General features: G+C 69.0%; 2 protein-coding genes. Both read right to left on the bottom strand.

Annotation, left to right across the window (positions count from 1 at the left end):
• Positions 1–6,482 (bottom strand): non-ribosomal peptide synthetase (locus DFR29_RS28400; RefSeq protein ID WP_166654419.1); only part of this gene is annotated, 6,482 nt, incomplete at its 3' end.
• Between the two features lie 3 nt (positions 6,483–6,485).
• Entirely contained in the window at positions 6,486–14,855 is an 8,370-nt protein-coding gene (locus DFR29_RS28395; RefSeq protein WP_279571543.1) for a non-ribosomal peptide synthetase, read from the bottom strand.
• Between the last annotated feature and the right edge of the window lie 18 nt (positions 14,856–14,873).

The following is a 14,873-nucleotide window of genomic DNA, read 5'->3' as shown; positions in this document are numbered from 1 at the left end:
ACGCACTGGGCCAGCGCCGCAATCGTCTGCGCTTCGAACAGCTGGCGCGTGGTGATGCCGATGCCGGCCTGGTTGGCGCGCGAGGTCACCTGGATGGCCAGGATGGAATCGCCGCCGATCTCGAAGAAATTGTCGTGGATGCCGACGCGTTCGCGCCGCAGCACCTGCTGCCAGATCGCGGCGAGGCGGGCTTCGGTTTCGCCGCCCGGCGCCACATAGGCCTGGGCGGCCTGCAGCTCGGGCAGCGGCAATGCTGCTTTGTCCACTTTGCCGTTGACGGTCAACGGCAGACGCTCCAGCACCACGTAGGCAGCCGGGTGCATATACACCGGCAGCTGCGCGGCCAGCTGCGCCTTCAGCGCATCGACCAGCGCGGGCTGCGCATCGGCGACGACATAAGCGACCAGCCGCGCCTCGCTGCCGGTGCCACGCACCAGCACCAGCGCTTCGCGCACGCCGTCGCAGCGGCGCAGCACGGCTTCCGGCTCGCCCAGTTCGATGCGGAAGCCGCGCAGCTTGACCTGGTCGTCCAGGCGGCCGAGGAACTCCAGCGCGCCGTCCTCGCGCCGGCGCACGCGGTCGCCGCTGCGGTACAGGCGGCCGCTGCCGCCGAACGGGTCAGCCACGAATCGGGCCGCGGTGAGTTCGGGCTGGTTGCGATAGCCGCGGGCCACGCCGGCACCGCCGACATACAGCTCGCCCGGCACGCCGACCGGCACTATTTCTCCACTTTCCGACACGACGTGGCAGACCACATTGGCCAGATTGCGCCCGATCACCGGCTGGCTGCCGCTGACGCGGGCCCAGGTCGTATCGACGCAGCATTCGCTGGGGCCGTATACATTGATCGCCTGCCGGCCGCTGGCCGCCTGCCATTCCACCAGGCGCGCCCACAGGTCCGGATTGATCGCCTCGCCGCCGATCACCAGGTTCGGCAGGCAGTCGCCCAGGCCGGCCGCCAGCCACGATTCCAGCAGCGACGGCGTGCAGTCCATGATGTCGACGCGATACTCGCGCAACAGGGCGCGCAGGGCCTGCGCATCGAGCTTGGTGCTTTCCGGTACCACCAGCACTTCGCCGCCGCTGGCCCATTGCACCAGGGCCTTGATCGAACCATCGAAGGCAGTGGAAGCAGCCAGTGCCCAGCAGCCGCGGATCAGGCCGTCGGCGATGCCGCCGGCACTCAGGTTGGCGGCGAGGTTGGCCAGCGAACGGTGTTCCACCAGCACGCCCTTGGGCCGGCCGCTGGAGCCCGAGGTATAGATCGAATAGGCCAGGTTGGCCGTGCTCAGGCCGGGCACCAGCGGTGCCTCGTCCAAGCCACTGCCGCTGTCTGCCGCGTCCAGCGCGAGCACGCTTGCTCCCAGCCTGGCCAGGCGTTGCGCCAGAGTACCGTGGCTGATCGCCAGGACGGCGCCGCTGTCCTGCAGGATGTAGCCCAGATGCTCGTCGGGCGAGGCCGCGTCCAGCGGCAGATAGGCGCCACCGGCTTTCATGACGCCGAGGATGGCCGGCCCCAGCTGCAGCGAACGCTCCAGGCACAAGGCAACCGTTGTATCCGGGCCGACGCCGCGTTGACGCAACTGCTGCGCCAACTGGTTGGCACGCCGGTTCAGCTGCGCATAACTGAGGCTTTCGTCGCCATGGCGGATCGCAATGGCATCCGGCGTACGCCGTGCCTGCTGCTCGAACAGATGATGGAAGCAGGCGTCGTCGAAATCGGCCGCGGTCTCGTTCCACTGCGCCAGGCGCGCACGGTCGGTTGCATCGAGCAGGGGCAGCTGCATCACCGGCAGCTGCGGCGTGGCGACGACCGCCTGCAGCAGGCGGCCGAACGCAGCACTCAGCCGGGCGATGCTGGCCGGCTCGAACAGACTTTGTGCATAAGTCCACGACAGGCGCAGGCCGTGGCCGGTTTCCAGCGCCGACAGCTGCAGATCGAACTTGGACTGCTCGCTGCGGCTGGCGGCCGGCGCCAGGCTCAGGCCCGGCAGGTCCAGCACCGCCTGCTCGTTGTTCTGCATCGAGAACAGCAGCTGGAACAGCGGTGCATGGCTGAGGCTGCGTACGGGCTTCAGCTCGTCCACCAGCATCTCGAACGGAATTTCCTGGTGTTCGTAGGCCGCCAGCGCCGTAGCCCTGGCCTGGGCCAGCAGCTGCTCGAAGGTGGGATTGGCGGAAAGATCGCTGCGCAGCACCAGTGTGTTGACGAAGAAGCCGATCAGCGGCTCCACGTCCGGATGCAGGCGGCCGGCGATGGGCGTGCCCATGACGATGTCGGTCTCGCCGCTCCAGCGCGCCACCAGCAGCGCGAACGCCGCCTGCAGCAGCATGAACAGGCTGGCATCGTGACGCCGCGCCAGCGCGTGCAGGCCGGCCAGGGTAGCCGCGTCCAGGTCGAGCTGGGCGCGGCCGCCCGCGAACCGCTGCTGCGCCGGGCGCGGCTTGTCCAGCGGCAGGTTGTGTACCGCGGGCAGGCCGGCCAGCTGGCTGCGCCAATAGTCCAGATGGCCCTGCAGCAGCGCACCGTGCAGGCGTTCGCGCTGCCAGGCGGCGAAATCGGCGTACTGGATCGCCAGCGGCGGCAAGGGATCGGGCTGGCCCTGGCAGAACGCCGTATACAGTGCGCTGACTTCCTTCACCAGCACGCCGATGGACCAGCCGTCGGACACGATATGGTGCTGGGTCACCAGCAGCACATGCTCGCTGTCGGCCAGCTGCAGCAGGCGGCCGCGCACCAGCGGCCCGCGCGCGAGGTCGAAATCGGCCTGGCTTTCGCTGGCGCTCAGCTGCGCTACGGCGTCGGCCTGGGCCGCGGCGTCGAGGTCGCGCAGATCGTGATCGAGCAGGACAAAACCCGCCGTGGCCGGCGCAATCTGCTGCCGCGCCATGCCGTCGATCTCGACGAAGCCGGTGCGCAGGCTTTCGTGGCGCGCGACGATGCGGTCCAGCGTGGCCTGCAGCGCCGCCCGGTCCAGCTGCCCGCTCAGGCGCAGCGCGGCCGGGATGCGGTACAGCGCACTTGCCGCCTTGTCCACCTTATCCAATATCCACAAGCGCTGCTGGGCGAAGGACAGCGGCAGCGCGCCGTCGCGCGGGCGCGGCGCAATCGCCGCATAGCCGGTATGCCGCTGGCTGTCGATATGCGCGGCCAGGCCGGCCAGGCTGGGATGTTCGAACAGGGCGCGCACCGCCAGCGGCTTGCCGAAGGCCTTGGCGATCTCGCTCACAACGCGTGTCGCCAGCAGCGAATGGCCGCCCAGCTCGAAGAAATTCGCGTGCCGGCCGATGCTTTCCTGCTTGAGGATGCGCTGCCAGATCTGCGCCAGGCACAGCTCGGTCGCAGTCTGCGGCGCAACCTGCAGCGCCGCCGACGCCTCGGGCTCGGGCAAGGCGCTGCGGTCGATCTTGCGGTTGGCGCTGAGCGGCAGCGCGTCCAGCGAGACGAACTGCGCCGGCACCATGTATTCGGGCAAGGCGCCGCGCAGGTATTCGCGCAACGCTTCCACATCGGCCGTGACGCCGTCGGGATGGGTGAGGTAGGCGACCAGGCGCTTGCCGCCGAAACTGTCGTCGCGGGCTACCACCACGGCTTCGCGCACCTGGGCATGCGCCGTCAGCGCGGTCTCGATTTCGCCCGGCTCGACACGGAAGCCGCGGATCTTCACCTGGTGATCGTTGCGGCCTACGTATTCGATGTGGCCGTCGTTGCCCCAGCGGCCGACGTCACCGGTCTTGTACAGGCGCTGCGGCGCTGCGCCGCCCAGCGTCTCGCTGACGAAGCGCTCCTGGGTAAGCTCGGGCCGGTTCAGATAGCTGCGCGCCAGGTTGTCGCCGCCGATAAAGACCTCGCCGAACACGCCGATGGGTACTGGCCGGCGCTGCCGGTCGAGGACGTAGATCTGGCTGTTGGCGATCGGCCGGCCGATGCTGGGAAAGGTCGGCCAGTCGGCCGGCGCACCGGCGAGAATCTCTGCCGTGACCACATGGGTTTCCGACGGACCGTAGTGATTGTGCAGGCGCGCCTGGGGCAGCTGCTCGAACAGGCGGCGGATCGCCGGCGTCAGCTTGAGCTGCTCGCCGGTGGCCATCACTTCGCGCAGTGCAGCCAGCGGCTGCGGTGCTTCGCAATGCTGCTCGGCCAGGTGCTGCAGCATCACCACCGGCAGGATCGCCTTGTCGATGCGCTGCTGCTGCAGGAATTGCGCGAGCGCCACGCTGTCGCGGCGCACTTCTTCCGGCGGCACGATGACGGCACCGCCGCAAAGCCAGGCGGCGAACAGTTCATGGAAGCTGGCATCGAAGCTGAGCGAAGCGAACTGCAGGCAGCGCGCCGTCGGCGCCAGTTCCTGCAGGTGCCACTGCATCAGGTTGACCAGGGCGCGGTGCGGCAGGCAGACGCCCTTGGGCCGGCCGGTCGAGCCGGAGGTGTAGATGACATAGGCCAGGTTGGCCGCGTCCGAACCCTGCACGCGCGGCGGATCGCTGGCCGGCTGTGCGGCGAAGGTTTCCACGTCCAGGGCCAGCAGGGGTAGCGGCGAATCGCCGAACTCGCCCAGCAGCGCGGTCTGCGTCAGCACCAGCATGGGTGCCGAATCCTGCAGCATGTAGGCGCGCCGCTCGGCCGGGTAGGCCGGGTCCAGCGGCACGTAGGCCGCGCCGGCCTTCAGCGTGCCGAGTACCGCGACCGCCATCTCCAGGCTGCGCTCCATGCAGATCACGACACGGGCGTCCGGCCCGGCACCCTGCCCGCGCAGGTAATGGGCGAGCCGGTTGGCGCGCTCGTTCAATTCTGCATAGGTCAAGGATTGATCGTCGTATACAACGGCAACTGCCTGCGGACTGCGCGGCACCTGCGCCTCGACCAATTCGTGCACCAGGCTGTCGCGCGCATAGTCCGTTGCAGTGGCGTTGAATTCGTCCACGACGCGCGCCCGCGCAGCCGCATCCAGCAGCGGCAGATCCTGTACTGCACACTGCTCGTCCGCGGCCATGGCCTGCAGCAGCACGGCCAGGTGGCCGACCCAGCGTTCCAGCGTGGCGTGATCGAAAATATCGCTGGCGTATTCCAGGCCGCCGCGGATTTCTTCCTCGGCCTCGTTCAGCGACAGCACCAGGTCGAAATGGGTAGACGCATGCGGTACGCGCAGCGGCGCAAGCCGCAGGCCGGGCAGGCCAGAGTCGCCGCCGCCGGGCGTGTTGTTCATCGCCAGCATGACCTGGAACACCGGGCTGTGGCTCAGGCTGCGCGCCGGCTGCAGCGCCTCGACCACCTGCTCGAACGGCAGATCCTGGTAGGCATAGGCCTGCAGCGCGGTCTGCCGCACCTGGGCCAGCAGCCCGGCCACGCTCGGGTTGTCCTGCAGCTGCACACGCATCGCCAGGGTGTTGGCGAAGAAGCCGATCAGCGGCTCGATCTCGGCGCGCTGGCGGTTCGCCACCGGCGTGCCGACGACGACATCGTCCTGGCCGCTCAGGCGCGACAGCAGCAGCGACCAGCCCGCGAGCAAGGTCATGAACAAGGTTGTGCCATGGCGCTGCGACAATCGGCGCAGGCCGTTGCTGATGTCTGCGGACAGGCGCACCGGCACGTAGTTGCCGGCATAGCTCTGCACCGGCGGACGCGCGCGATCGGTGGGAAGTTCCAGCAGGCCGGGGGCGCCGTCGAGGTGTTCGCGCCAGAAGCCCAGCTGGCGCTGCAATACGTCGCCCTGCAGCAGCCCGCGCTGCCAGCTCGCATAGTCGGTGTACTGCACGTCCAGCGGTGCCAGCGGGTTGGCCTGGCCCTGGCAGAACGCCGTATACAATGCACCAATTTCCCGCACCAGCACGCCCAGCGACCAGCCGTCCGACGCGATATGGTGCAGGGTGAACAGCAGGGCGTGCTCGTCCTCGCCCAGGTTGATCAGGCTGCAGCGCAGCATCAGGTCGCGCGACAGGTCGAACGGCCTGGCCGCTTCGGCGCTGGCCATTTCCTGCAGGCGCGACTGCTGCGCGGCGGCATCGAGGCCGGACAGGTCGTGCCGCGCGATCGCCACGCCGGCGGCCGGCTGCACTACCTGCACCGGCGTGCCGTCGACGGCGGCGAAACAGGTGCGCAGGGCCTCGTGGCGCTCGACCAGCGCATCCAGCGCGCGCTGCAACGCCGCCACGTCGAGGCGACCGCTCAGGCGCAGCGCGGTCGGCATGTTGTATTGCCGGCTATGTCCCTGCAGTTGGTCGATGAACCACAGGCGCTGCTGCGCGAACGACAGCGGATAGGTCGCCGCCGCAGGTGCCTTGAGCACGCGCAGGGCGGCCGCGTCGGCCTGTTCGCCGGCGCGCTCCAGGAAGGCGACCAGCTCGTCCTTGCGGTTTCTGATCAGCGTGGCCAGGCCAGCGTCGATGGCACCCTTGGGCGCGACGGTCTTCAGCTTGCCGTGCTCGGTCGAAACGGAGACGCCGCTGCTGCGCAGGGTTTGCAACAATTCCACGATTGTCATCGTTTACCACTCCATCTCTTCAAGCGTTGCGTCGTTGTGCGCCGGATCCGGCGCAGGCTGCGCGGCGGCATGGGTATTCAGGGCGTCGATGAACTGGCCAAGTTCGCGCAGGGTCTGCTGCGCGAACACGTCCTTGATGCTGAGCGTGCAGCCCAGTTCCAGGCGCACGGCCGATACCACCTGGGTGGCCAGCAGTGAATGTCCGCCCAGCTCGAAGAAGCGCTCGTCGATGCCGACCTGGTCGAGCTTGAGCAGTCGCATCCAGATCGCCGCGAGGCAGCATTCGGTCGGGGTCTGCGGCGGCGTGCGCTCGACGGCAGCCAGGCCCGGCCGCGGCAGGGCGCGCCGGTCCAGCTTGCCGTTGGCATTCAGCGGCAGCTGCGCCAGCACAACGAAAGCCGCCGGCACCATGTAGTGCGGCAGCTGCGCCTGCAGCTGTTCGCGCAGCTGCTGCACCAGGGCAGCGGCATCCGGCGCTGCGCCGGCGACGACATAGGCGACCAGGCGCTTGTCGCCGCCCTCGCCCAGCGCCACCACGGCAGCTTCGGATACCTGCGCATGCGCCAGCAGCTGCGCCTCGATCTCGCCGGGCTCGACGCGGAATCCGCGCAGCTTGACCTGGCCGTCGCGGCGGCCGATGTAGTCGATGCTGCCGTCGGGCAGCCAGCGCGCCAGATCGCCGCTGGCATACAGGCGCTGCAGCCGGCCGTCGCCGGTATCGGCCTGGATGAACCTGGCCGCGGTCATCTCGGGCTTGCCCAGGTAGTCGCGGGCCAGTCCGTCGCCGCCGATGTACAGCTCGGCCGCAACGCCGATCGGCACCGGCTGGCGCTGCGCATCGAGCAGATGCAGCTGCACATTCGCGACCGGCCTGCCGATCGGCGGCAGGGTCGGCCACTGCGCCGGGTCGCCGTCGAGCAGATGCTCGCTGACCACATGGCTTTCGGTCGGCCCGTACAGGTTGAGCACGGGGCAGCCGCTGCGGGCAGCCCATTGGCGCAGCGCCGGCGTGACGGTCAGCTGCTCGCCGGCGACCTGCACCAGGCGCAGCGCCGGCAAGTCGATACCGGCCGCCAGCAAGGCATGGGCGAAGGGCTGCAGCATCGCCGTCGGCAGGTACAGGCGGGCCACCTGCTCGCGCTGCAGCACCGCCACCAGGCTGTCGAAATCCAGGCGCTGTTCTTCGCCGATCAGCACCAGGGTGGCACCGGTGAACAGCGCGCTGCAGATCTCGTACAGCGACATGTCGAAATTCATCGCGGCGAACTGCAGCGCCGGCGTCGGCGCGGCCAGCACGGCATGGCGCTCGAACAGGCCGCCCATCAGGTTGACCATGGTGCGGTGAGTCAGGCGCACGCCCTTGGGCTGGCCGGTGGAACCCGAGGTGTACATGACGAAGGCAAGGCTGTCGCCGCCTACCGCGACACGCGGTGGCGTGGCGTCGCCGTCCGCGGTGTCGATCGTCAGCAGCACGGCAGCGCTGGGCGGCAGCTGCGCGCGCAGCGCCGACTGGGTCAGTACCAGGCTCACGCCGCTGTCGCTCAGCAGGTAGCTCAGGCGCGCCGCCGGATAGGCGGGGTCCAGCGGCAGATAGCCAGCACCGGCCTTGAGAATGGCCAGGATGCCGACGATCAGGTCGAACGAGCGCTCGGCACACAGGCCGACCAGGCTGTCCGGCTGCACGCCCGCGGCAATCAGCCGCTGCGCCAGGCGATTCGCGCGCAGCTCCAGTTCGCCATAGCTCAGGCGCTGCCCGTCCAGCACGACGGCGCTGTGGTCGGGCACGCGCGCGGCCTGCTGTTCGAACAACTGGTGGATGCAGGCATCGCGCGCATACGGTCTTTGCGTAGAGTTCCACAAGGACAATTGTTCACGCTCGCCCGCATCGAGCAGGCTGCCGGCAACCGTGCCCTGCCGGCACCAGGCCGGCAGCTGGCGCAGTATCGCGCCCAGGTGTGCGATCAGGCGCGCCACGGTCGCTTCGGCAAAATCTTCGGCACGGTAGCCGAACTTGATCAGCAGGCGCTCGGCCGGATTGGCGATCAGGGTCAGCCGGTAATGCGTGTCGCGCCGCGTCGCGCTCTGTTCGATGCCGATGCCGTGGTCGTGCCGCGCCGCTTCCACCTTGGCGTCGATGGGCAGGTTCTCGAACACCAGAAGGGTGTCGAACAGGGCGACGCCGCCGGGAACGCCGGACTGGCGCTGTATCTCCAGCAGCGACAGGAAGCCGTAGTCGTTGCTGCGCTGGAAATCCTGCTGCAGCGCGGCCAGCGACTCGGCCACGTTGCGGCCGTCGGCAAAACCGACCTTGACCGGAATGGTGTTGATGAACAGGCCGACCATGTCCTCGATGCCGGCTACCTCGGCCGGACGGCCGGAAATCGTCGCGCCGAACACCACGTCGGCCTCGCCGCTGTAGCAGTGCAACAGATAGGCCCAGGCCCATTGCAGCACGGTGTTGACGGTGATCTGGCGCGCCTGGGCCAGGGACTGCAGCGCCTGGGTCTCGGCCTGGCCTAACAGCAGGCGCTGCTCGCGTCCGCCGTGTTCGCCGTCGCTGGGCAGCCGGTCGACGCCGAGCGGCGTCGGGGCTTCGATGCTGCCCAGCAATGCCTGCCAGTGCGCGCGAGCGCTGTGGCGGTCCTGCCGCTGCAGCCAGGCGATGTAGTTCTCGTAGACCGGCGCGGCGGCCAGGCCCGCGTCGCGCTGCGCCACCTCGGCCTGGTACAGCGCAATCACGTCGCGATAGACCAGCGGACCGCTCCAGCCATCCGACAGGATGTGGTGATGCGTCCACAGCAGCTGGTAGCGCTGCGCATCGAGGCGGAACAGGGCCAGGCGCAGCAGCGGCGCGCGGGCAAAGTCGAAACCGGCCTGCTTGTCCTGCAGGCGATACACCTCGAAGCGCTGCGCCTGCTCCGCCGCGGTCAGGCCGCGCCAGTCTTCCTCGTGCCAGGGCAGCACGGCCTGGGCCGATACCAGCTGGTGCAGGCCCTCGCCTTCGCCGACGAAGGCCGTGCGCAGAATGTCGTGCCGCTGCACCGCCTGCTGCCAGGCGCGGCGGAACGCGGCCACGTCCAGTTCGCCGCGCAGCACCGGATAGGTCTGTACCACGTAGGTCGCGCCATCGCGCTGGCTTTCGAAGTGCAGGCCGGCTTGCATCGGCGTGGCCGGATACAGGCGCGACAGGCCGGGATAGCGCACATGCCATTCGTCCAGCTGGCCCTGCTCCACCCGTGCCAGCGGGAAATCCGACGGCGTATACGCGCCGGCTCCCGGCTGCTGGCAATGCGCGATCACGCGGCGCAGGCCAGCTTCGATCAGACCGGCCAGGCGCTGCATGCTCGCCTCGGCGTACTGCTCGCTGCTGTAGTCCAGTGCCAGGCGCAGCTCGCCTTCGAACACCTTGCCCGACAGGCCCAGCTGATGCTGGCGCCGGCGCTGCGCACCGATCTTGTGGCCCGGGCTTTCCGGCGCCGCCTGGAAGCGCGTGGCGGCGTTGATGACCTGGTCGAACTGGCCCAGGTAGTTGAATTCCAGCAGTGCATTTTCATCAGCGCCGGCGGCGGCGTGCAGATCTGCATCGGCGCCCAGATAGCGCAGCACGCCGTAGCCGATGCCGTGGTGCGGCACGGCGCGGTATTGCTCTTTCACCGCCTTGATCACCTCGCCCACGTCGCTGCCGGCACTGCGCAGGGTCAGCGGGTAGACGCTGGTGAAGTAGCCGACGGTCTCGGTGACGTCGAGCTGCTCGAACAGCGCTTCGCGGCCGTGGCCGTCCAGGCGCAGGCGCAGGCCGGCCTGGCCGGTCCATTCGCGCATGCCCAGGTAGACGCCAGCCAGCAGCAGTTCGTTGATCTGGGTGCGATAGGCACCGTGGCAGTGCTGCAGCAGGGCTCGCGTCTCGTCCGCATCCAGGCCGACCTGGGCCGTGCGCGTGCTGGCGATGCGGCCCTGCCCCTGCAGCGGATAGTCCAGCGGCAGCGGCGGCAGCGCGGCCTCGCCCTGGGCCAGCCAGTAGCTTCTCTCCTGCTGCAATGTAGCGTTGTTCGCATAGTCCACCAGTGCCGCCGCCCATTGCTGCAGCGAGGCAGTCTTGGGGCGCAAGGCAACCGGCTCGCCCTGGCGGTGCTGGTCGTAGGCCTGTTCCAGGTCGGCCAGCAGCACGCGCCAGGACACGCCGTCCATCACGATATGGTGGACGACCAGCAGCAGGCGGCCGCCGCTGCCGGCGGCAGGCGGGAAAAACACTGCGCGCAGCAAGGGGCCGGCCGCCAGGTCGAAACTGGCCTGCCAATGGTTGCAGCGCGCGCTGATCTGCGCGCTGCGCTGCGCCGGCGCCAGTTCCGGCAGGTTTTCCACCACGCAGCTGTCGGCCAGCATGGCGGCATCCAGCGGCGCGTGCGTGGCCTGCCAGCGCTCGCCGTCCTGGCTGAAGCGCAGGCGCAGGGCGTCGTGGCGGCGGTAGATCGCCTGCACCAGCACCTGCAGTGCAGCCTCGTCGAAATCCGCCGGCGTCTGCAGCAGCACCGACATGTTGTAGTGGTGCCGATCCTCGGCGCCGCCGGCCAGGAACAGGTGCTGTATGGGCAGCAGCGGCATGCTTCCTTCCACGGCCTGCTGCGGTGCCGCGGCGACGGTAGTGTTCGAGGCCAGCCGGGCCAGCTCGGCCACGGTCTGCGCCTCGAACAGCTGCTTGGTGGTGATGCCGATGCCGGCCTGGTTGGCCCGCGAAACGACCTGGATGGACAGGATGGAATCACCGCCCATTTCGAAGAAATTGTCGTGTACGCCCACCTGCTCCACGCGCAGCAGCTGGCGCCAGATGTCGGCCAGTGCCGTCTCGACCTCGCCCTGCGGCGCCACGTACATCTGCTGCAGGCGGTAGTCCGGCGCAGGCAGGCGCCGCTTGTCCACCTTTCCATTGTTGGTCAATGCGAAGCTGTCCACGATGACGAACGCCGCCGGCAGCATGTAGTCGGGCAGGCTCTGCTTGAGATGGGCGCGCCATTGCTTGGCCAGCAGCACTTCGTTGGGCAGCTCCAGCTCTGGCGGGCAGATCACATAGGCGACCAGGCGTGCAGTGCCATCGTCCTGACGCAGCGCCAGCACGGTGTCGCGCACCGCCTCGTGCGTGCGCAGGCGCGCCTCGATCTCGCCCAGCTCGACGCGAAAGCCGCGGATCTTCACCTGGTCATCGACGCGGCCGAGGAATTGCAGTTCGCCGCCGGCCAGCCAGCGCACCAGATCGCCGCTGCGGTAGAGGCGCTCGCCGGCGCGCTGCGGATGCGCCACGAAACGCTCGGCGGCAAGTTCTGGCCGGTGCAGATAGCCCCGCGCCAGGCCGGCGCCGCCCAGGTAAAGCTCGCCCGGCACGCCGATCGGCTGCGCCTGCAAGGCCTCGTTGACCACCTGCAGTTCGACATTGGCCAATGCCCGGCCCAGGGTGATGCGCTGGCCGGCGACGATGTCGGCATGCGTCGCCGCCACGGTCGCCTCGCTGGGACCGTACGAATTGCATACGCGGCAGCGCTGCGCCCAGGTCCAGGCCAGGCGTTCTTCGCAGGCTTCGCCCGCCACGATCAGCACCTGCAGGGCGTAGTCGCCGCTGGCGTCCAACTGCGCCAGCAGGGCCGGCGGAATCGCCGCATGGGTAATACGCTGGCGCTGCAGCAAGGCGGCCAGGCGCTGTACCGAGAAGCGGTCGTCCTGGCTGCAGATATGCAGGCTGGCGCCGCTGGCCAGGGCCATCAGCCATTCCCAGCTGGCGCCGTCGAAGCTGATCGAGGCAAACGCCAGCACCCGGCTCTGCGGCGAGAGCGCGAACAGCGCCTGCTGGTTCGCTGCCAGGTTGACCAGGCCGCGATGCTCCAGCAGCACGCCCTTGGGCTTGCCGGTAGAACCCGAGGTGTAGATGGCATAGGCCAGATTGTCCGGCCCGGCCCGGCGCGGCGGATCGTCTTCGCCGTGACTGCCGAGCAGGGCTGCGCCCATGACACCGTCCAGCGGCACCACGCTGCGCTCGCCCAGCACCGGCACGGCTTCCAGCACGGCGCTCTGGGTCAGTACCCAATCGATACCGGCATCGCCGAGCATGTCGGCCAGGCGTTCTTCCGGCAAGGTCGGGTCCAGCGGCAGATAGGCGGCACCCGCCTTGAGAATGCCGAGCAGGCCGACAACCATGTCGAAGGAACGCTCCACGCAAAGCCCGACCAACTGGTCCGTCTGCACGCCCTGGGCGCGCAGGAAATGCGCCACGCGGTTGGCCTGCGCATTCAGCGCGGCATAGCTCAGCTCCTCGCCGTCGCAGCTCAGGGCCAGCGCCTGCGGCGCGTTGCGTACCTGCGCTTCGAACAGCTCGTGCGCGCACAGCGGCGCAATCGCCACCGGCTGCGGCCCGCTCCACTGCGCCAGCAGTGCCCTATCCTGCGGCGGCAGCAGCGGCAAGCTCTGTATCGGCGCCTCGGGGTCGGCTGCTACTGCATCGAGCAGAACCTCGAAGCTGTCGGCCAGGCGCTGCATCGTCGCCGCGTCGAACAGGCTGTCGGCATACAGCCAGCGGATGCGCAGCGCGTCACCCTGTTCGGCGATATGCAGCTCGATGTCGTAACGCGCCACCTCGCCGCCGCTGCCGGCGTCAGCGGCGTGGATGTCCAGCTCGCCCAGGCGCAGTTCGGCCGCCTGAAGATTGTGGAAACTGAAACTTATCTGGAACAGCGGCGGATGATTCTGTGCGCGCTCGGGCTTGAGTTCGTCCACCAGCAGGTCGAACGGAATCGCCTGCTGCGCATAGGCATCCAGCGCCGTCTGCCGTACCTGCTGCAGCAGCTGGCCGAAGCCCGGATTACCCGACAGGTCGGTACGCAGCACCAGGCTGTTGATGAAGAAGCCGATCAGCGGCTCCAGCTCGCGCTGCGTGCGCCCGGCCACCGGCGAGCCGATAACGATGTCCTGCTCGTTGCTCCAGCGCCCCAGCAGCACGGCGAACGCCGCCTGCAGCAGCATGAACAGGCTGGCGTCGTAGCGGCTGGCCAGGGCACGCAGGCGGCGGCTTTGCGCCGCATCCAGCGAGCGCGCCACGCGCCCGCCGCCGAACTGCTGGCGCGGCGGCCGCGGCCGGTCCAGCGGCAGGCCGTGGGCCAGCGGAATGCCGGCCAGCTGGCGGCGCCAATAGGCCAGCCCCTGTTCCAGCGCAGCGCCGGACAGCTGTTCGCGCTGCCACTGCGCATAGTCGGCGTACTGCACCGCCAGCGGCGGCAGCGGGTCGTCGGCACCGGCGCGGAATGCTTCGTACAGCGCCGTGAACTCCTGCACCAGCACGCGCAGCGACCAGCCGTCTGAAGCGATGTGGTGCATGGTCACCATCGCCACGTGACTGTGCGTGCCCAGGCGCACCAGGCTGCAGCGCAGCAGGCAGTCGGCAGACAGCACGAAGGGCTTGGCCGCTTCGGCCTGGATCAGCGCCGTCAGGCGCGGCGCCTGCACCGCGGAGTCAAGCGCTGACAAATCCACCTGTGCAATAGTCAGCGAGGTGGCCGGATCGACCCGCAGCGCCGCTTCGCCGCCGACCGCGACAAAGCGCGTGCGCAGCACTTCGTGCCGGGCCAGGATGCGGTCGAACGCACGCTGCAGTGCCGCCGCATCGAGCGCGCCGTCCAGGCGCAGCGCCGCGCAGATGTTGTACTGGCGGCCGCCGCCCTCCAACTGGTCGACAAACCAGAGCCGGCGCTGGGCGTACGACAGCGGCAGCGCCGTATCGCGCGGCAAGGCCGCGATGGCGCGGTACGGCGCCGGCGCCTGGGCGTCCAGATGCCGCGCCAGTTCGCGCACGGTCGGCCATTCGAACAGGGCACGTACCGGCACCGTGCGCTGCAGGCGTTCGGCAATCAGGCTGGTCACGCGGGTGGCGAGCAGGGAGTGGCCACCGAGACGGAAGAAATTGTCGGCAACGCCGATCTGCGCCCGCTGCAGCACCTGCTGCCAGATGTCGGCCAATGCCTCTTCGGTCGCACCGGCCGGCGCGACATAGGTTTCTTTCTCCACATCGCCGTCGGCAGGATCGGGCAGGCGGTTGCGGTCCAGCTTGCCGTTGGCCGACAGCGGCCAGGCGGCCAGGCTGACATAGGCCGCCGGCAGCATGTAGTCGGCCAGGCGGCGCGACAGCTGTTCGCGCAGTTCCGCGGCCGACGGCTCCGCGCCGTCCTCGGCCAGGGTATAGGCGAGCAGGCGTTTGTCGCCATTGGCATCGTCACGGGCGATGACTACCGCCTCGCGCACGCCGGCACAGGCCAGCAGTGCGGCTTCGATCTCGCCCAGCTCGATGCGGAAGCCGCGGATCTTCACCTGGAAATCGTTGCGCCCCAGGTATTCGATGCTGCCGTCGGCCAGCCA

The sequence above is a fragment of the Tahibacter aquaticus genome (genome assembly GCF_004363655.1).
Classification (GTDB): Bacteria; Pseudomonadota; Gammaproteobacteria; order Xanthomonadales; family Rhodanobacteraceae; genus Tahibacter; species Tahibacter aquaticus.
This window is presented reverse-complemented; position numbering and strand designations above follow the sequence as displayed.